Source organism: Shewanella glacialimarina (assembly GCF_020511155.1).
Taxonomy (GTDB): domain Bacteria; phylum Pseudomonadota; class Gammaproteobacteria; order Enterobacterales; family Shewanellaceae; genus Shewanella; species Shewanella glacialimarina.
Map to the genome: position 1 here is coordinate 3703183 of NZ_CP041216.1, position 21785 is coordinate 3724967.

The 21785-nt window shown below is 41.9% G+C and carries 17 protein-coding genes; 7 read left to right on the top strand and 10 right to left on the bottom strand.

What is annotated here, in order from left to right:
* Nucleotides 1-360 precede the first annotated feature (360 nt).
* From FJ709_RS16175 to FJ709_RS16185, 3 genes are all read right to left on the bottom strand, one after another.
* The gene (locus tag FJ709_RS16175; protein ID WP_226411089.1) at nt 361-1113 is read right to left on the bottom strand and encodes a phosphoadenylyl-sulfate reductase; all 753 of its coding nucleotides are present in this window, start codon (nt 1111-1113) and stop codon (nt 361-363) included.
* A complete protein-coding gene (gene cysI / locus FJ709_RS16180; RefSeq protein ID WP_226411091.1) occupies nt 1106-2800 on the bottom strand; it encodes an assimilatory sulfite reductase (NADPH) hemoprotein subunit in 1695 nt (564 codons plus the stop codon). The genes FJ709_RS16175 and cysI overlap by 8 nt, the downstream gene beginning before the upstream one ends.
* Nucleotides 2801-2989: 189 nt before the next feature.
* Nucleotides 2990-4783 (bottom strand): assimilatory sulfite reductase (NADPH) flavoprotein subunit, encoded by a 1794-nt coding sequence (locus FJ709_RS16185; protein ID WP_226411093.1) that lies wholly within the window; start codon nt 4781-4783, stop codon nt 2990-2992.
* Nucleotides 4784-5242: 459 nt separating this feature from the next.
* On the opposite strand from FJ709_RS16185, the gene FJ709_RS16190 reads away from it, so the two are divergent.
* The gene (locus FJ709_RS16190; RefSeq protein ID WP_226411095.1) at nt 5243-6769 is read left to right on the top strand and encodes a Re/Si-specific NAD(P)(+) transhydrogenase subunit alpha; all 1527 of its coding nucleotides are present in this window, start codon (nt 5243-5245) and stop codon (nt 6767-6769) included.
* 11 nt (nt 6770-6780) lie between these two features.
* Nucleotides 6781-8268 (top strand): Re/Si-specific NAD(P)(+) transhydrogenase subunit beta, encoded by a 1488-nt coding sequence (gene pntB, locus FJ709_RS16195; RefSeq protein WP_226411097.1) that lies wholly within the window; start codon nt 6781-6783, stop codon nt 8266-8268.
* A gap of 146 nt (nt 8269-8414) precedes the next feature.
* Here the strand turns inward: pntB and FJ709_RS16200 are convergent, their stop codons facing one another.
* The gene (locus FJ709_RS16200; RefSeq protein ID WP_226411099.1) at nt 8415-8639 is read right to left on the bottom strand and encodes an amphi-Trp domain-containing protein; all 225 of its coding nucleotides are present in this window, start codon (nt 8637-8639) and stop codon (nt 8415-8417) included.
* Nucleotides 8640-8808: 169 nt separating this feature from the next.
* Nucleotides 8809-11013 carry a TonB-dependent receptor family protein gene (locus tag FJ709_RS16205; protein WP_226411101.1) on the bottom strand — a complete coding sequence of 735 codons (2205 nt, stop codon included), beginning with the start codon at nt 11011-11013 and terminating at the stop codon, nt 8809-8811.
* A 309-nt stretch (nt 11014-11322) separates the two neighbouring features.
* On the opposite strand from FJ709_RS16205, the gene FJ709_RS16210 reads away from it, so the two are divergent.
* A complete protein-coding gene (locus FJ709_RS16210) occupies nt 11323-12024 on the top strand; it encodes a DUF3581 domain-containing protein (protein ID WP_226411103.1) in 702 nt (233 codons plus the stop codon).
* 510 nt (nt 12025-12534) lie between these two features.
* Here FJ709_RS16210 and FJ709_RS16215 read toward each other — a convergent pair.
* From FJ709_RS16215 to hldE, 3 genes are all read right to left on the bottom strand, one after another.
* On the bottom strand, nt 12535-13014 hold the full coding sequence (locus FJ709_RS16215; RefSeq protein ID WP_226411105.1) for a TetR family transcriptional regulator: 480 nt from the start codon (nt 13012-13014) through the stop codon (nt 12535-12537).
* Nucleotides 13015-13284: 270 nt separating this feature from the next.
* Nucleotides 13285-14220: a hypothetical protein gene (locus FJ709_RS16220; RefSeq protein ID WP_226411107.1), complete on the bottom strand. Its 936-nt coding sequence runs from the start codon at nt 14218-14220 to the stop codon at nt 13285-13287.
* 94 nt (nt 14221-14314) lie between these two features.
* On the bottom strand, nt 14315-15745 hold the full coding sequence (hldE, locus tag FJ709_RS16225) for a bifunctional D-glycero-beta-D-manno-heptose-7-phosphate kinase/D-glycero-beta-D-manno-heptose 1-phosphate adenylyltransferase HldE (RefSeq protein WP_226411109.1): 1431 nt from the start codon (nt 15743-15745) through the stop codon (nt 14315-14317).
* Nucleotides 15746-15848: 103 nt separating this feature from the next.
* Here hldE and FJ709_RS16230 point away from each other — a divergent pair, with 103 nt between their 5' ends.
* Nucleotides 15849-16775, top strand: coding sequence for an LpxL/LpxP family Kdo(2)-lipid IV(A) lauroyl/palmitoleoyl acyltransferase (locus FJ709_RS16230; protein ID WP_226411111.1), 927 nt, complete (start codon nt 15849-15851; stop codon nt 16773-16775).
* A 226-nt stretch (nt 16776-17001) separates the two neighbouring features.
* Nucleotides 17002-17880: a L,D-transpeptidase family protein gene (locus tag FJ709_RS16235; RefSeq protein WP_404830064.1), complete on the top strand. Its 879-nt coding sequence runs from the start codon at nt 17002-17004 to the stop codon at nt 17878-17880.
* A gap of 168 nt (nt 17881-18048) precedes the next feature.
* Here FJ709_RS16235 and FJ709_RS16240 read toward each other — a convergent pair whose 3' ends face one another.
* Nucleotides 18049-19020 (bottom strand): bactofilin family protein, encoded by a 972-nt coding sequence (locus FJ709_RS16240; RefSeq protein WP_226411115.1) that lies wholly within the window; start codon nt 19018-19020, stop codon nt 18049-18051.
* Nucleotides 19021-19138: 118 nt separating this feature from the next.
* On the opposite strand from FJ709_RS16240, the gene zapE reads away from it, so the two are divergent.
* The gene (zapE, locus tag FJ709_RS16245) at nt 19139-20302 is read left to right on the top strand and encodes a cell division protein ZapE (protein WP_226411117.1); all 1164 of its coding nucleotides are present in this window, start codon (nt 19139-19141) and stop codon (nt 20300-20302) included.
* A 1-nt stretch (nt 20303) separates the two neighbouring features.
* On the opposite strand, the gene FJ709_RS16250 is transcribed toward zapE, so the two are convergent.
* The gene (locus FJ709_RS16250; RefSeq protein WP_226411119.1) at nt 20304-20579 is read right to left on the bottom strand and encodes a DUF3081 domain-containing protein; all 276 of its coding nucleotides are present in this window, start codon (nt 20577-20579) and stop codon (nt 20304-20306) included.
* 177 nt (nt 20580-20756) lie between these two features.
* Between FJ709_RS16250 and FJ709_RS16255 the strand changes: the two genes are divergently transcribed.
* Nucleotides 20757-21713 carry a sodium-dependent bicarbonate transport family permease gene (locus tag FJ709_RS16255; protein WP_226411121.1) on the top strand — a complete coding sequence of 319 codons (957 nt, stop codon included), beginning with the start codon at nt 20757-20759 and terminating at the stop codon, nt 21711-21713.
* Nucleotides 21714-21785 lie beyond the last annotated feature (72 nt).

Below are 21785 nucleotides of genomic sequence, written 5' to 3' on the forward strand. Positions count from 1 at the left end.
GTAACTCTTGTGTGATATAGGATCAAAAAAAACAGCTAGGATGAATAATATAAAGCCCCAACAAGCAATACTTGTTGGGGCTTAAATTTGATTGCTTATTACGCTAACAAGTCAATCAATGTGCTCGAGGATGCGAGCGAAGCTTTTGGAGGTACTTGGACTGCAAAAACAGTCCTAAAAAGTGTCTACAAAAAACTATCTACGGGAATGAGTAAATGTAGACGAGTATTGCGTACTCTGCCTAACTTTTTAAACAAAATTTAACTCTTTTTAGGGAGTATTTTAAAATTCATATACTTACTCAATTTACTCACGACAACTTACTCAACCGAAAACGGTCACAGTAACACTATCGAAAAGCTATATTTCGTAATGCAATCCACATTCACGCTTCATACCATTAAAACGGGTTTCTTCTTCAGTCATCCCAAGCTCTAATGGCTTACTTGAATGGGTATCACCAACCGACACATACCCTTGTTCCCATAATGGGTGATATGGTAAAGCGTGGGCGGTTAAATACTCATGCACATCTTTGTTAGACCATTCAATAATCGGCAGTAATTTATAACGATTACCGTGAATCGCTAGAATAGGCAATGCTTCTCGCGTACCTGCTTGTGTGCGGCGTAAACCCGCAAACCAAGTGCCCACGTTAAGTTCAGCTAAAGCACGTTGCATAGGTTCAACTTTATTGATGCGATTATATTGCTCAAGTCCGGCTAAATCTTGCTCCCACAACTTACCAAAGCGCGCCTCTTGCCATGCTGCGGTTTGATCAGCGCGATATACTTGCAAATTTAAGTCTAAACGCTCGGTTAACTGATCAATAAACTGATAAGTTTCAGGGAACAGGTAACCGGTATCAGTCAAAATGACCGGAATATCGGCTTGAACCTGACTGACTAGATGCAACATCACAGCAGCCTGAATACCAAAACTAGAGGATAAAGCATGCTCGCCTGGCAAAAATGCCAGACCCCATGCCACACGCTCAGCTGCGGTTAAAGCAGATAAAAACTGATTTATCTTTGCCAGTTCCGCTTGCTGAACCTCTTTAGGTTGAATGAGCAATGCCACTAACTGCTCAGGTCCTATAGAGAAATTACCCATGAAAATCCTTAGCGGCGTCTAAAACCGCCTTTACGACACCAATACGTACCGTAAAGTTACCAAAGGTCTCGCCCGCATCACGCTCAGTAGCGTAACGGCCAAACAAACCATCCAACTCAGCTAAAATTTCAGCTTCTTGAATGTTTTCTTTGTGCATTTTGTTTAAGCGGGTACCTTCGAAACTGGCGCCTAAATACAAGTTATAACGACCAGGTGCTTTACCCACTAAACCAATTTCGGCCGCAAAAGGACGCGCACAGCCGTTTGGACAGCCTGTCATACGCACCACAATAGCTTGTTCGCCAATGCCATGTTTTTGCTGTAATGCATCGATGTGATCGATAAATTCAGGGAAATAGCGCTCAGCTTCGGCCATCGCCAATGCACACGTAGGTAATGCCACACAGGCAATAGAGTGACCACGGGTTGCCGATAACACTTCACCCAATAGACCATGCTTACGCGCTAAGCCTTCAATTTCGGCCTTATCTTCAGCTGCGACACTGGCAATAATCATATTTTGATTAGAAGTCATACGGAAGTCGCCTTTATGGATCTTAGCGATTTCACGTAAACCGGTTTGCAGTGTTTTACCCGGTACATCTTTAATGCGGCCACTTTCGATAAACAAGGTTAAGTGCCACTTGTTATCAATGCCTTCAACCCAGCCGTAACGATCGCCACGATCACCGATAACGACATCACGTTTAGGTTCGAATTTAATGCCTGTACGCTTTTCAACTTCGGCTTTAAATGCATCGTAGCCATGATCAACTATGGTGTATTTAAGACGTGAACGTTTGCGGTTAACTCGGTTGCCCCAGTCACGTTGCACAGTCATCACGGCTTCAGCAAATTTAATCACATCAGCGGTTTTGATATAGCCAAAGTCATCGGCTAAACGCGGGAAGGTTTCAACTTCTCCATGGGTTGAACCCATACCGCCACCAGCGACTAAGTTAAAGCCGATTAGCTGACCATTTTCTTCAATGGCAATAAAGCCTAGGTCATTGGTGTAAACATCAACATCGTTATCTGGCGGCACAGACACAGCCATTTTAAACTTACGCGGTAAGTAGGTTTGGCCATAAACCGGTTCATGGGTTTCAGTGTCTAATAGCTTTTCTTCATCTAACCAGATCTCGGCATAAGCACGAGTGTGTGGTAGTAAATGATCAGATAGCTCTTTAGCCACGGCATAAGCTTGCTGATGCAGCTTAGACTGAACCGGGTTTGGGTTACACATTACGTTACGGTTTACGTCACCACATGCCGCAATAGAGTCTAGTGCAGCTCTGTCTAAGCCTTGGATCAAGGTTTTTAGATTACGCTTTGGAATGCCGTGGTACTGAAACGTTTGACGCGTAGTTAAACGAATACTGTTTGAAGTGGTTAGCGTTGATGAGATTTTATCCACATCTAACCATTGTGCTGGCGAACAAATACCGCCTGGCACGCGAGCTCGTAGCATGAAGCTATATAAAGGTTCTAGCTTTTGCTCTTTACGTTCGTTACGTAAATCACGGTCGTCTTGTTGGTAAAAACCGTGGAATTTAATTAACTGCTGATCGCCATCACTAAACGATCCGGTCACTTGGGTGTCTAAACCCTCTTGAATAGTACCGCGTAAATAATCACTGTCGATTTTTAGGTATTCGTTTACTGCTAATTTTTGCTCATCACTCATGGAGACAGCCTCTTAATTCTATATTCGCTAAGGCGTTGATCGTTTAATCTTAATGACTTAACGATTAATAACCTGGTACGACAATAATCTTGCTTAATCGCTTAGCTGCGGCATTGCTATTGACTCATCGGGTCGCAATACCTCTTTGCAGCTAAGCCTAATTCTGTTACTGATACTAATGCTATAAGGTTAGTACACGTCTTTCTGATAACGCTTATTACTGCGTAAATCTTCTAAGTAAGCTTCAGCTGCATCAGCAGTTAACCCGCCTTGTGATACTACAACGCCAACTAATGCTTGATGTACATCTTTAGCCATACGCTCTGCATCACCACAGATGTAAACATGGGCACCATTTTGTAACCATTGCCATACATGCTCAGCTTGCTGGGTAATACGATGCTGCACATAAACTTTATCAGCTTGATCACGTGAAAACGCTACATCTAAACGGCTTAAATCGCCACTTTTTAAATACTGCTGCCACTCAACTTGATATAAGAAATCTTGTTCAAAGTGTGGGTTACCGAAGAATAACCAGCTGTCACCCGTTACGCCGTCTGCGGCACGTTGCTGCATAAAGGCACGGAATGGTGCTACACCGGTTCCAGGGCCTACCATGATCACTGGGGTTTCTGGGTTTTCAGGTAAACGGAAATGATTATTCGGTTCAACATAAACCTTAACCGCTTGACCTTCTTCTGCTGATGCTAAGAAATGAGAAGCACCACCAAATCGGGCTTGACCCTGACGCTCATCCTCAACCAATGCAACCGTTAAGTGAACTTCAGTTTCTACTTCAGCCTGGCTAGAAGCAATTGAATATAAACGCGGTGTTAATGGGCGTAATACTTCAACTAATTGGCTTGCGGTAACGTTAGCTGGGTATGCGACCACTAAATCAGCCAGCTGGTTGGCGAGTACAAACTGACGTGTTTGCTCTTTATCTTCGCTTAATGCCAATAGCTCTGCACTGCCGCTAAATTCAGCCCATGCTTTTACTAAACCAGGGTATAACTGGGTTAGCTCTTTTTTATCTGTTAAGGCGTCAACAAGGCTTAAGGTTTCTTTACCTACGATGACTTGATCATCTGCAGATAAACCTAAACCTGAAATAATTTCATGCACAAGTAAAGTGTTATTGCTAAACCAAATGCCTAATGCATCACCGACTTGATACGAAATACCTGATTCACCAAGGTCAATTTCTACATGGCGTACATCACGGTCTGAATCGCGTCCGGTTAACTTTTGACTGACTAATACTTCAGCGGTATACGGTTGTTGCTTAGTAAACGCACTGCTGCCAGCTTGTGTTTGTGGTACAGAAACTATGCCTGCACCCACGCTTTGAATATGAGGTTTAACGGCTTCTAATACACTGTCTTGCCAATCTGACGCAGCCTGCTCGTAATCAACATCACATTCAGCCAATGGCAGTAATTGTTTTGCACCTAATGCAGCAAAACGAGCATCGAAATCTTTACCTGTTTGGCAGTATAATTCATAGCTTGAATCACCTAGCGCGAGCACTGAGTAATGAAGATTATCCAGCTTAGGGGCACGCTTTGAAGCTAAAAACTTATGCAATTCCATCGCGTCATCTGGCGCTTCGCCTTCACCATGGGTACTCACCACTGCTAGCAATAGGGTTTCTTGCTTCAATTGGCGCACATTATATTCGCCCATTGAGGCTAAATTAACTGCATAACCTTGTGCCTGTGCTTTAGCCGCTAATTCTGTTGCTACGCCTCGACCATTGCCGGTTTGACTACCATAAAGAATAGTCACTGTTTGGCTAGCACTTGCTTGTGTAGCTCCAGCCAGTAGGCTTTGGCTGTCATTAGCGTTAGCACTGGCAGCTAAGTAGCCACTTACCCAAGCTAATTGCACAGCAGATAACTCAGAGGTGAGTTGTTTTAGCTTATCGACTTGCCCTGGTGACAAAGGTGAAGCTAATGAAGATAGTTCGTTTAACAACATAAGACGGCCTTATAACAGTGTAATGTTTGTAAGCTTACTCCTGTCCGCTAAAAGCAAAAAAGAATAAAAAATAATTTTTTATTCCATTTAGGAATATGCAAAGTCGTTTTTTTAGGCTACAAAAGTGTGGGTTAGTTAAAAGTTTTTAATTTCCCTTAATTAAAACAGCATTAATTAACCCTGCAGCACTTGTTTGATTGCAGTGTCTACAGCAAGCTAAGAAGCTGGATTAACAATTGGTTATCTATCAAGTTAATTGTTCTCTGCATAAAACAACAAAACGATGCCCAAAAGGTACCGTCAACAGAGACCTATTGATGTTCATCAACTGATATCAATGCCAGCCAAATACGATCGATTTGTTGATCACGACCGTCAACGAATGATCATGTGAAAATATTATGCTATTTGGCGGGGGAGCCTTATCGCATTTTACTCATTAACCATCAGGGAACAGTCATGCAGATTGGAATACCGAGAGAAAGTATTGCAGGTGAAACGCGCGCTGCTGCGACGCCAGCCACAGTGGTACAACTTAAAAAGCTCGGCTTTAGTGTGGCCATAGAGGCGGATGTAGGTAAATTATCAAGTTTTGATGATGCCGCATTTGAACACGCAGGGGCTGAAATTGTCGCAGATGCTTATCAAGCTGACTTTGTTTTCAAAGTTAATGCACCTACAGACGATGAAATTAACAAAATGAAACCTGGCACTACCCTTGTTAGTTTTATTTGGCCAGCTCAAAATCCTGACTTAGTTGACAAATTAGCTCAGAAAAAAATTACCGTGATGGCGATGGACATGGTGCCACGTATTTCACGCGCTCAGTCACTAGATGCCCTATCATCTATGGCTAACATTGGTGGTTATCGTGCAGTTATTGAAGCCGCCCATGAATTTGGCCGTTTCTTTACCGGCCAAATCACTGCCGCAGGTAAAGTGCCACCGGCTAAAGTACTGGTTATTGGTGCGGGTGTAGCTGGCCTTGCCGCTATTGGTGCTGCGGGATCACTGGGCGCAATCGTCCGTGCCTTCGATACTCGCTTAGAAGTAGCCGAGCAAATTGAATCTATGGGGGGCACATTCTTAAAGCTTGAATTTGAGAACACCGAAGGCGGTTCATCTGACGGTTACGCTAAGGTGATGTCAGAAGAGTTTATTGCTGCTGAAATGGCGTTATTTGCCGAGCAGGCAAAAGATGTCGATATTATCATTACCACCGCACTGATTCCTGGCCGCCCTGCGCCTAAGCTGATCACCAAAGACATGGTTGATAGCATGAAGTCAGGTTCTGTGATTGTCGATTTAGCGGCGGCCACTGGCGGTAACTGTGAATATACCGTGACGGGCGAAAAATTTATCACCGACAACGGTGTAAAAGTCCTTGGTTACACTGACCTACCAGGTCGACTACCGGCGCAATCATCGCAACTTTATGGCACTAACCTTGTGAACTTGATGAAGTTAATGTGCAAGGAAAAAGACGGTAACGCGCTGCTTAACTTTGACGATGTTGTTATGCGTAATATGACGGTAACGCGTGATGGTGAAATTACCTTCCCGCCTCCGGCCATTTCAGTGTCTGCAGCACCAGCCAAACCAGCCGCAGCGCCTGCGGCCAAAAATGCTCAACCCAAAGCCCCTTCTAAGCTTAAGTATATTTTAGGCCTTGCTGGTATTATGGCATTTGGCGCAATAGCCACAGTTGCACCATCGGAGTTTTTGTCGCACTTTACGGTATTTATATTGTCATGTGTGGTCGGTTACTACGTGGTATGGAACGTGTCTCACTCATTGCATACACCGCTTATGTCAGTCACCAATGCCATTTCAGGTATTATTGTTGTCGGGGCTTTACTGCAAATTGGACAGGGTTCAACACTGGTCACAGTGCTGTCATTTATCGCAGTGTTAATTGCAAGTATTAACATTTTTGGTGGTTTTACCGTCACTCAGCGCATGCTGAAAATGTTCCGTAAAGATTAAGGGGAATTATCGTGTCAGAAGGACTGGTAACAGCATCGTATATTGTCGCGGCGGTATTCTTTATTTTAAGCCTTGCGGGGCTTTCAAAACAAGAAACGGCTAAAAACGGCAATTTATTTGGCATCATAGGGATGGTTATTGCCCTTGGTGCAACTATTTTAAACCCAAGTACCACAGGCGTTGTATGGATTATTTTAGCTATGGTGATTGGCGGCGCAATTGGCGTTCGCTTAGCACTGAAAGTTGAAATGACCGAAATGCCTGAGTTAGTTGCTATTCTTCACAGTTTTGTGGGCATGGCTGCGGTATTAGTGGGTTACAACAGCTTTATCGATTTACACCCACAGGCAATTAACGAAATTGTGGTGGCAATCGGTAATGACTTAGACACGACGCTTGCAACGGCTGAAGCGGCATTTGCTGAGGCAAGCCAAGTACAGCAGCAAAGTAAACATTTAACTGGGGCAATGCTTAATATTCACCTTGTAGAAGTCTTCTTAGGGGTATTTATTGGTGCAGTAACCTTTACCGGTTCTGTAGTGGCATTTGCCAAACTGCGCGGATTACTGCCATCAAAAGCACTGACCTTGCCACATCGTCATAAGATGAACTTAGCCGCGGTGATTGTATCGTTAGTGTTAATGGTGCAATTTGTGCAAACAGGCGGTGCGGTTACCCCAATCTTGATTATGACGCTAATCGCCTTTGCGTTTGGTTGGCATTTAGTGGCCTCGATTGGCGGCGCGGATATGCCAGTTGTGGTTTCGATGCTTAACTCATACTCAGGTTGGGCTGCAGCCGCTGCGGGTTTTATGCTATCAAACGACCTACTGATCATTGTCGGTGCATTGGTTGGTTCATCGGGCGCAATTCTGTCTTACATCATGTGTAAAGCGATGAATCGCTCGTTTATCTCGGTCATTGCCGGCGGATTTGGTAACGATGCTGTCGCCACAAGTGGCGATGAAGAAGTGGGCGAGTACCGCGAAACCAATGCCGAAGATGTTGCTGATATGCTGAGAAACTCTCAATCAGTCATCATCACCCCAGGTTATGGTATGGCGGTTGCGCAAGCACAATACCCGGTTGCAGAAATTACCCGTAAATTACGTGATTTAGGCATCAAGGTGCGCTTTGGTATTCACCCCGTTGCAGGGCGTTTACCTGGTCACATGAACGTATTGTTAGCCGAAGCAAAAGTGCCGTACGATATTGTATTAGAAATGGATGAAATCAATGAAGATTTCAGCAGTACTGATACCGTCTTAGTGATCGGTGCCAATGACACAGTTAATCCTGCTGCGATGGAAGATCCAAACAGTCCAATTGCTGGCATGCCAGTACTGGAAGTGTGGAAAGCGCAAAACGTGATTGGCTTTAAGCGTTCAATGAACACAGGTTATGCGGGAGTGCAAAATCCACTGTTCTTTAAAGACAATACTCAAATGCTATTTGGTGATGCTAAAGACAGCGTAGAAGCGATTCTAAAAGCGCTTTAATTACTGAGCTTTGCAACATAAAAATACCAGCCAACAGGCTGGTATTTTTTTATGTTTATAACCAGCAACAATACTGTTTTATATAGACTAGCCTTAATCAAGGTTCAGCTATTTATCGCCCATATACAATAATCAAGAGTAATAATTTAATCGTTTGACCATTTAATCTGGAATTCTATTTCTTGTTCTGAATCAATTCTTTCATGCTCTATATTGTAAGTGGCACGCACTGGCACATAAATTCTTTCACCGGCTATCTGGATCTCAAATTTAGTTCCACTTTCAAGTGAGTCAGCTAATCGCCTTAGTTTTGCAACAAATTCAGCTGTTGTGTATGTTTTTTCGATATCTCTGTCTGCTTTTAAACTCATTTTATTTACTCCGCAAATAACTGTTATCCATAACAAAATGAATCAACTTACCTAATCTTAATGATTCATTGACTCAATATAGCTAGTTAGGTACCAAAAAATATTATAAAAAAAGGAGGGCTAACATGGTTAGCCCTCCTGATTTTACTCGTTCACTATTACGCCAAGCTTAAAACTTATAGCTATAACCTAATGTTGCAGATTGTGGCTTACCAGAGAAAACTGAGCCATGAACACGCGTGGTCATGTAGGTTTCGTCAAATAAGTTATCTACATTTAAGTATACTTCTGACGCGTCGTTAATAAAGTAACGCGCTGATAAATCAAATACTGTTTTAGAAGCAATTAACTGATCAGCAGGAATATCACCCTGACCCGCTTTAGTGCGCATATCGTCGGTATAACGACCCGCCAATGTCACTTGCCAGCTTTCTGCTGCAACACCTGCTGATAGATATAACTGATTTTCTGGCAGATAAGTTAGCGAGTCACCTTTACTTACGCTATCCCAGCTTTCAAAGTCAGAGGTAAAATCAGAGCCAAACTCTGCACTGGTGTAGGTGTAGGCCATTTTAACAGGGAAGCTTAATTCACCTTTTTGGTTAAACTCATATCCTAAGCTCAACTCTAAACCCGTTACATCAACTTCACCGGCGTTGTACTGGTTATCAATGTTGTTATCATCACAACCTTGAGCCGCTGTACAGTTACCATGCATATTGCTGTAGTCACCATAGAATACGATAGCTTCTGATGTTAACGCATCTTGGTTATAACGAAGTCCCGCTTCATAGTTCCAGCTTTCTTCTTCTTGACCGTCAGCGTTACCAGGTGCAGCAGGAGAGAAACCTTTTTGTACGCCTGCTAATACGATAAGCGCGTCATTCACTTGATAAGTCGCTGATAAAGAAGGCATGATGGCGCTGAAACTGTTATCAACATCTTTACTCGCTTCACCATCACGGCCTGGGTTTGCTTTACCCCAATCTACGCGATTAGTGGTAACGTCTTCGTAGCGAACACCCGCGGTAATAGCAAAATCACCAATGGTCATACGATCTTGAACAAACAATGACCAGGCTTCTGCACTATCGATACGATTAGAATCTGTGCCCGGAATACCGCTTTTAGTGCGGTTCATTACTTGAGAAGTGTCTAATTGATAGGTATCAGCCCACTGATAACGGTCCATTTCATCTTCATGGTAACGCGCACCAAATGCAAGCTCATGGTTACCGACAAAGTAATTCAATTCAGTTTGTAAACCCTGAGATAAATAACTACGATTGTTCGCTTTAACACTCACGTCAATAGGTGCGGTAACTAAGCCCTTGTCAAAATCAGCTGCATTTTGTACACCGCCACTGCTTAAACTTGAACCACCCACTTTATCCGCTTTATACCAGTTACGGTGAAAGTCGTTATAGTAAGCCGTAGTATTAAGTGAAAGTGCATCATTAAGCTCAATCACATGATTTAACTGTATTTGCTTGTGCTCAGTGGTCATTTGATCTTTTTGTGACGCAGAATAACGCGTAAATGGCGTTGCAGCATAATCAGCATCAGTTAACCCCATATAAGTTTCGTTAGAAACCTCATCGGCGTACTTCAGTTTTAACTCTACAATTTGTTGATACTTAGCAGTTTCATCCGTTTTAATGCTGACTTTAGCAAGCGCATCATTTTTAACAAAACCAGTGTCACCGCCAACACCATTGATGTCACGGAAACCGTCAGCTTGGTAACGATAGATTTCAGCGACCGTACCGACGCGATCACCTTGACCACCGGCATAAGCATGTACTTTGCCAAAGCCATCTTGACCAGCGGCAACATCCACTTTACCCGCCAAATCAGCATCTGGAATTTGACGCGATAGCATGTTAATTACGCCACCTGTGGTACGTGGACCATATTTAACCGTAGAGCTACCTTTTAAAATCTCTACACTTTGCATACGACCAGAAGTAGGGAAATAATAAGCCGCTGGTGAAGAATAAGGCGCTGGAGCGGCTAATACGCCATCTTCCATAATAGTAATTTTTTCAGTACGATTTTGACCTGTACCGCGCATTCCGATATTTGGGCGTAAGCCATAGCCGTCTTCTTCTTGAATATACACACCTGGAATTGAAGCCAATGTACGCATAATATCGGTATACTTAAACTGCTCAATATCAGCTGCAGAGATAACATGCGCACTGCCCGGTACAGTGTTAATAGGATTGCGACTACCGAATATGGTTATTTGTTCAATGTTGGCTTGTTTAGTTACTTGCTTTGTGACGGCAGCTTTATCTGCGGCTGTTGCACCCATGCTCATCAATAATGCACTTGCTAAAACACTCAAACGTAAGGTGTTTGACTGGCTCATGTTAACTCTCCCAAATACTACTAACTACTAAAATACAAATAAAAACAATTCTTATTAACGTTAGCAATTGTGCGTAATTTTACTTAAGCGAGCCTTAAAATCAACAAATAGGTACGCTTTATTTACAAATAAGGTAGTCTTGTGGCGACCAATTTCACATATGTGAATTAGATCACCGCCAGTCAGTACAAAAAACATTCAGATTTGACTTTGTATCAAAAGATAACGAGTCATCGGGTGAGTATATTGCTAAATGTGCAGTAAACTACGGTGAAAAAATTAACCATTAATTATAAGACTCATTCCATCATGTTTTTATCACCTTATTATTCTAAGCAAGATCAAAGTGTTTTTATCGCGGCACAACAAGCCAGTGATTTTGCTAAACGGGTTGCTGGAGATTTCAACCCTATCCATGATGTCGGCGCAAAACGTTTTTGTGTGCCGGGTGACTTATTATTTGCACTGGTCTTAACCGAATATGGCTTAAGCCAAAACATGACATTCCAGTTTGCTGGTATGGTCGGTGATGGTGTTGAATTGTGCTTACCCAATGCTGGCGAAGATAAGTTCACTATCATTGATGCGAAAAATAAAGAGTACATGCACGTCACTCGCCAGGGGCAAGTATGTCAATGTGATATACAAACAGCCGCATTCATCAAAAGTTATGTCGCGTTTTCTGGATTAAACTTTATCCACGTATTGGTTCCTATGATGAAGCAACACCAGGTAATGATTAACCCTGATCGCCCTTTGGTGATTTACGAAAGTATGTCATTTCATCTTGACCACTTTGACTTTGATGACATTAGCCTACATTTAATTGATCAACAGTTATTAATTAATGGCAAACGTGGTGATGTCACCTTGACCTTTGAATTGCGTCATGAAAAACGTGTTATTGGTACTGGGAAAAAAACCTTAGTGCTAAGTGGACTGCGTGAATACGACGAAGAAAAAGCACAACAAATGTGTCAAAACTACCAATCCCGTAAAGACACTTTATAATCCTTCCGCTTGGCTTAAAAAACGCGCTTACTTGATGATAAATAAGCGCGATTATCCTTCAATTTCACTACCAATAAAAATACGCTAAACGATTGTTATTTAAATAACACCCAATGATTTCCTTACTACTTTATCAAGCCAGTATTCCCTATCAAAAACTGCCAATAAAACACTGTCGATAAACCATGAGATAAGTGCCGGTAACCCTAACAGCCTTGCCACCACTAAAATATTACTCCCCCTAAAATAACACCTAGTTATATAGATTATGTCGTCAATATCAGGATCAGTAGATGTGACTGCAGCAGACTAAATAAGCAATATATGTTGCTAGCGTTTTTGGGGGCATGGTGGGGATACACAATCATGCTCGCTGTAAAGCAAACATAACTTGTAGAACATAAGGATAGGTAGATTTAGCATACTATTTGAATTGGTCGCAGCGATTTTATATAAGCATTCAAATGGTCTTAGTGGACGTAAGGGAAGCCCACTCAGACAATTTATCAATTAAGCCGCTTTTTGTTGAGGCGTACTTTCTAGCAATAAAATAGCACTGTAACCTATTAAATGATTTACGCATTTTACGCCATCCTCACCTAACTCAGTTGACGCTATTTCTTGTGCAATATTGACTGCTTTAAAATATGTCACGTTATCATCGCTGGTACCACAAAGGCTAAAAAACAGTTTCAGTACTGCCTTATGCTCTTCACCCTGCACTGCTTTTTTCCATGATAACTCTAACGATGCAATAGAACTAAAATCGAGTGTATCAACAAATAGCTGCCCGATCCTATGATCTAAACGCACTAAAAACTCGGTCTTTTTTGGAAAGTGATGACTAATACCAGTTCGACTAATGCCAGTTGCATTTGACAAGGTTGTATATGACATAGCCTGAAAACCTATGGTAAGGATTTGTTTAAGGGCTTCATCTAAAATTTGATTTACGGTTTGTTCGGTTTCAACTCTTGAACGCTTGGCCATGCAACTGTGTCTCGCTAATAATTTGGGAGAAAATCTTACCAGACAGCATTAGAAAGTACCGCTAAAAATAACCCCAGAAACAACAGACTTGCCAACATTTACACGACAAAATGTATCAAAATTCAGCCATTTTGATACACCTGTTAATAATTTACCTTTAAAATTCAAAGAGTATTAATCTAATTCTCTACTAAGCAGCCCCTAACCAATTAGCAAAAATACAACAAAAAATTTCACTTTAAATAAATCATATAAATCAGTAGATAGCGCTTACAAATTTTGCGATGACTCTAAATATTGACTGCGCCATTTTTGTGCGGCTGGCTTTCCCATCAAAAAATCTAATGTCGGTTGAAGAATTTTGGCTAAATCGGGTTGGCGCCAAAACATATAGTTGGGTAATGGTTGCACCACACCGGCACCAAATGTACGTTGGATTAAACTTGAAAATTCGCTAATGTCTCTGGTGGAATAATTGGGTAGCTGGGGATAAATTTGCGCTATAAATTCACGATAAGGAATATCTTTTACGTATGGTTTCTGTGCATTCATTTGTAACAAATACTGCAATTGAGGGGCACTCCAGTGAGATAAGTTATCACTATCATGAATAATAGCTAAGTTACGACGATGCAGTTGTTGCAAGGCAAAATGTAGCTGTTGTGTTTGCGCTAAATGCCAAAATAAATAAACATCAGCTAACCACTCATGCTGGTAATCAGTTAAGTTTGACGGTAATTCCAGGCCCTGCAATGCAATATTATGCAAGTGTCCTATCTCATGCCATAAGCTTAATTGAGCTTGGTTAATAAGCTCAATACTAAAGGTTTCAAGCCCTAATGAGCCGGTCTGTTGCTTGGGCTCTCGGTCAGCTTGTATTACTATAACTCCCGCAATAGTTGGATGGTTAACAGCTAACACCATCGCACTTTTATAGCCCATAGATTGGCGAACATTCAGTGCTGATAATCCTATTTGTTTCTGTAGAGAGTGTGGTAATTCTTTGAGGCAGAAGTCAATATTGGCCAGCGGACAAATTAATGCCTGCTTGTTGAAAATATTAACCCATTCTGACGGGGTATCTACTGAAGATATTTGTTGCTGGTGAGTAATATAATCTAACTGCTCGGCATGCAGATTAACTGACTGAACAATACAAAACAGCAGGCCAACTAATTTGATTAATTGACCTGACTTGCCCTTCACATCGACACAAGAGTAAATGCATCGATAGCATTTAACCATATGAATAAAAAAGATATCAGTGAAGGGCAATTTCAGCCTTGAAAAAAGCGTCACACTATTTATTAGCCATAATGTTTTGAATAATTGCTGTCGTTGACACCCCTTCCTCAAAACCAAGTACTTCTACTTTACCACCATTAGCGATGACTTCTGCTCCGCCAGCAATATCTTCAATTTTATAATCCCCACCTTTTACTAACGAGTCAGGCAGTAAACGCGCAATAACTCGCTGTGGTGTGTCTTCAGCAAAAGCGACAACCCAATCAACTGACGCTAAACCAGCTAAAACCGCCATACGGCGATCAACCGGGTTAACTGGACGGCCATTTCCTTTTAAACGTTTAACCGATGCATCATCATTCACGGCAATAATTAATCGGTCACCAAGGGCACGAGCCTGTTGTAAATAGCTGACATGTCCCGCATGTAAAATATCAAAACAGCCATTGGTCATCACTATTTTTTCGCCACGTAAACGCGCTTGATCCATAGCATAGGCTAACTGGTCTTCACTCATGACACCAAAGCCCGACTCACCTTGATTAATTTTGAGGGCGCTAATCAGTTCAATACGACTTACTGTAGAGGTACCTAATTTACCGACAACAATACCCGCTGCGGTATTGGCAATGGCACAGGCTTGTGCAAGCGTCGCACCTGCGGCAATAGAAGTCGCCAATGCAGAAATAACCGTATCACCGGCTCCAGTAACATCATGTACTTCGCGCGCAACGGTAGGAATATGTAATTCAGGTTCATCCAGGGTAATTAACGTCATGCCTTTTTCAGAGCGAGTCACTAAAATGGCTTTAAAATCATGTTGAGTTAATAAGTTTTTTGCTTTTGCAATAAGATCATCTTCACAGGTAACAGTACCTACAACAGCTTCAAATTCACTCATGTTAGGGGTAATTAATGAAGCACCATGGTAGCGACCAAAATCACTTCCCTTTGGATCAACTAATACACTCACCCCTTTAGCGCGGGCTTTGGCAATAAACGCCTTAGGTTCGATAATGGCGCCTTTAGCATAGTCAGATAACACTAATACATCGATATCATCTAACAAGGCTTCAGCTTGCTGAAATAGCTGTTCACTGTGGCTAAGTTCAAAGGGCTCTTCAAAATCAAGACGAATTAACTGCTGGCTACGCGATAATACGCGTAACTTAGTAATAGTCGGTTTGCCTTCAACTGCCAGCCATTGTGGTTCAACCCCAAGGGTTCTTACCCCTAAAGTCAGCGCTTCAGCAGTTTCATCTTTACCAACTAATCCGGCTAGTTGCACTTTGCCACCTAAAGCAGCAACGTTTAATGCCACGTTAGCCGCTCCGCCCGGACGATCTTCAATTTGATTTATTTTCACAACAGGAACAGGGGCTTCTGGCGAAATACGTGCCGTTGGGCCAACCCAATAACGGTCAAGCATCACATCGCCAATCACTAAAACACGGGCATTTTCAAAAGCAGGAAGAGAAACCTTCATAGTGTAATCACTGTTTGTTGTAAAAAATTCCCTTGATTGTACCTAATTTTCACAGAGAAATGAGTTAGAATATTAAAAAAATTCATCGATAAACGAGTCATTTGTGATCGAAAAAGCCCAATTCACCTCAAAACTCTATCACCCTAAGTATTGGTTACTCTGGTTAGGCGTAGCAATCATGCGCATAACCCAACTTATACCGATTTCAATGCAAATGAAAATAGGCGCCGGATTAGGCCGTTTAGTAATGATTGTGGCGGGAAGTAGAACTCACACCGCTAAACGTAATATTAAGCTGTGTTTCCCCGACATGCCTGAAAATGAGCAACAGGCATTGCTAAAAAGTAACTTTGAAGAAACGGGTAAAGCACTATTTGATACCATTAATGCTTGGTGGTGGTCGGATGAAAAAGTACAAGCTCACATGACTATGACAGGCCAGGAGCATGTTGAAAACAGTTTGCAAAATGGTAAAGGCGTTATTTTATTTGCGGTTCATTGCTTACCGTTAGAAATGGGCGCTCGTGTTTTTGGTCAATTCCAACCTGGTATTGGAGTATATCGCCCGCATAACAATCCAGTGATGGAATATTTACAGGTAAAAGGCCGACTACGCTCTAACAAAGGACTAGTGCCTAAACGTGATGTACGTCAGATGATCCGCAGCTTGCGCGCACCGGATGTTATTTGGTACACGGCGGATCAAGATTTTGGCCGTTCAAGTGCGGTGTTTATTCCATTTTTTGCAGTGCCTGATGCAGCTACAATAACTGGGGCAACCTCGTTGGCTAAATTAGGTAAGGCAAACGTATTACCTTTTGTTGTTGAACGCACAAGTGACGATAAAGGCTATAAAATTGAGATATTGCCACCTCTAGATAACTTTCCTGGCGACAATGAACTTGATGATGCGATACGCGGTAATAAAATGATTGAACAAATAATTAATAGAAGACGTTCCCAGTATATGTGGCTTCATCGACGCTTTAAAACACGCCCTGATGAAAATAGTCCATCGCTTTACGACTAATAAAGATCCACTAAGTCGTCTGCTAGCTAATCCAGTATATTTAGAAATCAGATTTCTATCGGTTAAATATAATATATGAACCTAAAAATGGGTTGATATTTTAACCTGAATAAGTGACGATGCGCCCTGTTACAGCGTATCAGCTGCCACATAAAATAACCCTATTAAATAGGAATACCACAGCATTATGTTAAACCTTGTAAAATATGCCGTTTTTACTGCAACTATGGCAATAGTTAGCTTCAATAGTATTGCATTAGAATATCGCTTACCTGCCAAAGGCAGTTTATTAGTAGGTGAAAACCAACATTATGTGGTGCCCGAAGGTAAACTGACACTGGAAGATATTGCATCACAATTTCAATTAGGGTTAACCAATGTGTTAGAAGCAAACCCTGGTGTTGACCCATTTCTACCAACTCCAGGTAGCACTTTGGTGATCCCACATCAATTGATTTTACCTAATACCAAGCAGGAAGGCATAGTCATCAACGTGGCTGAAATGCGTTTGTATTACTATCCTAAAGGGACTAATACCGTTGAAGTATTACCTATTGGTATTGGCCAAATTGGTAGAGACACACCAGAAAGCTGGGTAACAACGGTACAACGTAAGCGCGCAAATCCAACCTGGACGCCTACCGCTACAACCCGTAAAATCTATGAAGCCAAAGGTATAACCTTACCGGCTGTATGGCCAGCAGGCCCTGATAATCCTATGGGGTTATACGCCCTTTATATAGGTAACCTTTTCGCTATTCATGGCACCAATGCTACTTTTGGTATCGGCTTACGGATAAGCCAAGGCTGTATCCGCTTACGTCATGATGATATAGAGCATTTATTTAACACAGTTCCTGTGGGCACCCGAGTCGAGTTTGTTAATCAACCGGTTAAATACACCGCTGAACCTGATGGCAATCGTTATTTAGAAGTACATCAACCACTGTCTAAAACACAAAATGAATTTGAATCTAATGAGCCGGTTGCATTAACCTTTAATAAAGAGACCACTCGCTTTATTGCACACGCTGAAACAGATTCTTTTGTACTAAAACGCTTATTAGAGCAACGTACTGGTATTCCAACACGTATCAATCCTTAAATATCTGTGCGACTAAACTGCGTTATATAGCAAAGCTTGTGCTTAATCATAGAAAGCTTGTATAAAAAAGACCCATATTATATGGGTCTTTTTTACTTTAATGAGATTTTCGCTAACGCATAATTGCACTTTGCCACTTTGCCACTTTGCCACTTTGCTGCTAGTCAATTAGTCATCTGCTTGTGTCTTATTCACCGCATCAGTAATCGCGCTAACCTTAGCGGCTATCTTGTCCTCTTTGTCTTCAGTGCTTTTTGAATCTGCAACGGCTTTCACTACATCTGAGGTTTTTATGTTATCGGCTACTTGCTCGGTTGCCGCCATTGACTCTTTAGATAATGTATCTATATTGCCTGACATTAGTGCATTGGATGTTTCCATTGCCTGTAAATCCTCCATTGCCACATTAGGATCCGCTAACCCAGCATTGATAAGTTCTTCCTTCTGTTCAACAAAAAACTGTTCAGTTTGAACATCATTCAATAACTTAACGGCATTACGCTCGGTTATTGATTGTACCGGTTCAGATGATGGGGTAAAAAGTGCAGGTTCAGAACTTACCTTTGGCGTTTGTGCAAACTGAGTTAATGCGCCAGATTGCCAGCCTAACAAAGCTGCGACAGCAACAGCACCAAAACCAAGTAAGACTTTATTGGAAGATGCCTTGGTTTTTTGATCTTTATTTAAGGACGCGCTAGTTGTTGTTTTGAGTGAATTGGGGGCCACTATTTCAGTTTGAAAATTATCGCTAGAGTTTGCTGGCTGAGAAATCTGACTAGCGTCACTATCACTTGATACAGGTAACACACCGGCATCAGGACCTTTTGTCCGCATACCAATAAATTGGCCACCATCATATATTTCCATATCGTGACTCGACACATCGGCCTCAACAACACCAGTGCTAATAATCACCAGTTTATTGCAAAACAATTTGCCTTTTAACGTGCCGCTTACACGTAACTCTTGGCAGTATACCTCGCCATCTATTACGCCACCGGGCTCTATTTTAACTTCATCACTAGAACGAACTACGCCGGTAATTTTGCCAGCTATCAATGCAGGACCTTGAATGTCGATCTCACCCTTGAGCGACATATCCGCCCCAATGTAAGTTACACCCTTGCTTTTATTGTTCATTATTTTATCCTTTACAGATTAGGGGTGTTGCAAATTTACATCAAACTGAGCATAAACGCGACCCATGATGAAATTGAACTGAGTTATACTAATGCCGTTTATTCCTTTGAATCCTATTATGACATTATCGCCCCTTTCACAGTACCAGGCCCTAAGCCAAATAAGCTTACAGCCTGATGCCGAGCAATCTGTGGCCTTGCAAGCATTAGACTCGCTGTACTATCAATTGCGCTCTTCAGGTAATAACTTTGATATAAAAGGGATTTATTTGTGGGGGGATGTCGGCCGCGGAAAAACATTTTTGATGGATTTGTTTTATCAAAGCATCACTAATACACCCAAGTTACGTCTGCATTTTCATCGATTTATGGCCATGCTGCACCAGCGTCTAAATCAAACCACTGGCATTAGAGATCCGCTCACCCACATCGCCAAAGATATTGCACAACAATATCGTTTGATTTGCTTCGATGAGTTTTTTGTTGCCGATATTGGCGATGCGATTTTACTAGCACGCCTATTTGAGACATTATTTGCCGAGGGGGTAATATTAGTCGCTACCTCTAACATTACCATTAGTGAGTTGTATAAAGGCGGCTTACAACGGGATCGCTTTCTACCCACTATTGAGTTACTGAAACACCATACCCAAGAGATCCACCTTAACGGTAGCGTCGATCATCGTTTGAGTGCCTATTCAGCTTGCGACCAGCAATGTCATCTACAGTCAGGTACTGCATTACATAACCCCTTATTTATGTTGCCGTCCAAGCTCGATGCGCCGAGTGTTTATAAGCTGTTACAGCACAATACCGCTTTAGCGATTGATAAAAACAAGCCATTTACGGCAAACATTATCTCTATTTGTCAGCGACCTATTCCGATAGAAAATGCCATAGACACTCTTGCTTGGTTTGAGTTTGACGCATTATGCAGTGGTCCCAGAAGTGCGCTGGACTATATTGAGTTAGCAGGACAATTTAAGGCAATTTTACTCAGTAAGGTGCCAGCATTAGGCGGTGAAATTCGAAGCTGGATTAAAGCACGAGGCACTGAAGATGGTGTTATCGCCACCAGCACCGGAGAAAGACAACTCGCCTATTCAATACAAGATGATCCAACTCGCCGCTTCATCAGCTTGGTGGATGAACTATATGATCAAAATGTCTGCCTTATAATACATTCACATATCCCGCTTGAAAATCTATACCAAGGCGGTGCATTATCATTTGAGTTTAAACGTACCTATAGCAGATTAATTGAAATGCGCCGCTGGTTGTAAACTAATCGCGGGTAAATTTTTCTACATCACTAAAGCGCTTTAAAAAATTATCTAACGCTTCGTTATTAGGGTAATCAAACTGGTATTTGTTATGAAAGAAAATATCTAACTTTACCTGCGCATCGCTTAAGGTAATGGTATAGCCATCAAAACCTGTTATCGCGTTAATGCCGCATAAGTGATAGACCGATTCAGCGGTATCTGATGTTTTCTCACCATATTGGGTCACTTTATTAAAGACCCGTAAAGCCCTATGGATATCAATTTCGTTTTTCATATCACTCTCTTCACGTTATCTAAGTCACTTTAGCCATTGAATATAGCACTTCATTGATCGTAAACATCATATCGCAGTTTCATTGATAAAACATTGCTATCAAATACGAATACAAGGCACAATCAGCCCATAAAATTATCGAATGAAATTTCATCCATAACGAGAACATGAGCTACTATGCCTGATATTGTCATTGCTTTTTTTGCCTTAGGTCTGCTTGCAGGATTAATTAAATCCGATCTTAAAGTCCCTAAAGCCACCTACGAAACACTGACCATTTTACTGATGTTAACCCTTGGCTTAAAAGGCGGTATGGCATTACATGGTGAAACGCATAACCTACAAATAAGTGAACTGGTTGCCATTATTGCGCTGGGTTTTATTATCCCTCTCACCCTATACCCCATTTTACGTAAAGCGATACAACTCGAACAAAAAGAAGCCATCAGTATTGCTGCTCATTATGGCTCGGTTAGCGCTGGTACGTTTGCGGTTGTATTAGCTATGGTCGATTATTCTGATTTACCTTTACGCCCTGAAACCACACTTTACTTAGTGCTATTAGAATTACCCGCCATTATTATTATGTTATGGCTGCACCGTCATTTAGAGGCTAAAAATAACCCTCAAATAACAACCGCTTCCTATGGCAGTGTTCTGCATGAAGCGCTGACCAGTCGCGGAGTGGTGTTACTGTGTGGTGGTGTGGTTATCGGCTGGCTTTATGGCACTGAAGGTATGGCGCCATTAACCCCCATTTTAATGGGTGGTTTTAAAACACTTTTAGCATTGTTCTTATTAGAAATGGGGATTAGCACAGCAAAAGTGTGCTTTCCACTGCCGTACAAGCAATGGCGTTTGTTAGCGTTTGCGGCAATCGCCCCCTTTGTTTTAGCCTGGGTAGGCATTGGCTTAGGCTTGATGCTAGATTTACCTTCAGGCAGTATTCTTGTATTGGCAGGGTTAAGCGCCAGTGCTTCATATATAGCCGCACCCGCTGCAATTAAAGCGGCAATCCCCGATGCCAGTATTGGTTTAGCTATGCTGGCATCATTGGGGATAACCTTCCCTATTAACGTACTTATCGGCTTACCTTTGTATCAAGTTTGGATTGAAAAATTAGTCGTGAGTTAATCACTGTCAACATCAGTTCAAAGCCATATAACAAAACAGGTTAACTTTATCTAAAGTTAACCTGTTTCAGTT

Bases quoted from the DNA above. Each gene is read 5' to 3' on its own strand.
- FJ709_RS16240 (WP_226411115.1), bottom strand. From the start codon at position 19,020: ATGAACAATAAAAGCAAGGGTGTAACTTACATTGGGGCGGATATGTCG.
- FJ709_RS16185 (WP_226411093.1), bottom strand. From the start codon at position 4,783: ATGTTGTTAAACGAACTATCTTCATTAGCTTCACCTTTGTCACCAGGG.
- FJ709_RS16235 (WP_404830064.1), top strand. From the start codon at position 17,002: ATGGCAATAGTTAGCTTCAATAGTATTGCATTAGAATATCGCTTACCT.
- zapE (WP_226411117.1), top strand. From the start codon at position 19,139: ATGACATTATCGCCCCTTTCACAGTACCAGGCCCTAAGCCAAATAAGC.
- FJ709_RS16175 (WP_226411089.1), bottom strand. From the start codon at position 1,113: ATGGGTAATTTCTCTATAGGACCTGAGCAGTTAGTGGCATTGCTCATT.
- FJ709_RS16200 (WP_226411099.1), bottom strand. From the start codon at position 8,639: ATGAGTTTAAAAGCAGACAGAGATATCGAAAAAACATACACAACAGCT.
- FJ709_RS16255 (WP_226411121.1), top strand. From the start codon at position 20,757: ATGCCTGATATTGTCATTGCTTTTTTTGCCTTAGGTCTGCTTGCAGGA.
- cysI (WP_226411091.1), bottom strand. From the start codon at position 2,800: ATGAGTGATGAGCAAAAATTAGCAGTAAACGAATACCTAAAAATCGAC.
- FJ709_RS16205 (WP_226411101.1), bottom strand. From the start codon at position 11,013: ATGAGCCAGTCAAACACCTTACGTTTGAGTGTTTTAGCAAGTGCATTA.
- hldE (WP_226411109.1), bottom strand. From the start codon at position 15,745: ATGAAGGTTTCTCTTCCTGCTTTTGAAAATGCCCGTGTTTTAGTGATT.
- FJ709_RS16250 (WP_226411119.1), bottom strand. From the start codon at position 20,579: ATGAAAAACGAAATTGATATCCATAGGGCTTTACGGGTCTTTAATAAA.
- FJ709_RS16190 (WP_226411095.1), top strand. From the start codon at position 5,243: ATGCAGATTGGAATACCGAGAGAAAGTATTGCAGGTGAAACGCGCGCT.
- FJ709_RS16215 (WP_226411105.1), bottom strand. From the start codon at position 13,014: ATGGCCAAGCGTTCAAGAGTTGAAACCGAACAAACCGTAAATCAAATT.
- FJ709_RS16210 (WP_226411103.1), top strand. From the start codon at position 11,323: ATGTTTTTATCACCTTATTATTCTAAGCAAGATCAAAGTGTTTTTATC.